The 950-nt window shown below is 46.1% G+C and carries 1 protein-coding gene; it reads left to right on the top strand.

Annotation, left to right across the window (positions count from 1 at the left end; translation table 11 throughout):
- Positions 1-2: 2 nt before the first annotated feature.
- Positions 3-950: acetyl-CoA C-acyltransferase FadA (fadA, locus tag A3763_RS01115; protein ID WP_068759826.1), on the top strand; the 948-nt coding region annotated here is incomplete at its 3' end.

The raw sequence follows: 950 nt of genomic DNA, 5'->3' as shown, positions 1-950 counted from the left end.
CTATGAGTCTTAATCCAAAAGATGTCGTCGTCATCGATGCAGTACGTACCCCAATGGGTCGTGCTAAAAATGGCTGTTTCCGCAATGTACGTGCTGAGACACTTTCAGCTACGCTGATTGATGCTATTTTTGATCGTAACGAAAAATTGAACCCTAATGACGTTGAAGACGTAATCTGGGGTTGTGTTAACCAAACAATGGAGCAGGGCTTTAACGTTGCTCGTCAAATTTCATTGTTAACTAAAGTTCCTCACGCTGCTGGCGCTCAAACGGTTAACCGTTTGTGTGGTTCTGCGATGAGTGCAATTCACACAGCTGCACAAGCAATCCAAACCGGTAACGGTGACGTGTTTGTTGTGGGTGGTGTTGAGCACATGGGTCACGTATCCATGACTAAAGGTTTCGACCACAACCCAGCAGCAAGTAAGTACTCTGCAAAAGCATCTAACATGATGGGTCTAACGGCTGAAATGTTAGCTAAAATGCACGGTATTTCACGTGAAATGCAAGATGAGTTTGGCGCGCGTTCACACCGTCTAGCTCACGAAGCTACATTGGAAGGTCGTTTTAAGAACGAAATCGTTCCAGTTGAAGGTCATGATGAGAACGGTTTTAAAGTTCTTATTGAGGACGATGAAACAATCCGTCCAGAAACGACTGCAGAGTCTCTAGGCAAGTTGAAGCCAGCTTTCAACCCTAAAGGCGGTACAGTAACTGCGGGTACGTCTTCACAGCTTACAGATGGCGCAGCAGCAATGTTGTTGATGTCAGCTGAGAAAGCAGAAGAGCTTGGCCTTAAGCCACGTGCTCGTATCGTTTCAATGGCTGTTGCAGGTTGTGATCCAGCTATCATGGGTTACGGCCCAGTTCCAGCAACTAAGAAAGCACTTAAGCGTGCTGGTCTTACCATTGAAGATATCGATTTCTGGGAGCTTAACGAAGCTTTCGCA

The organism is Oleiphilus sp. HI0128 (assembly GCF_001635365.1).
The sequence above is the reverse complement of the archived record's forward strand: the minus strand, read 5'-3'. Positions and strand labels throughout refer to the sequence as shown.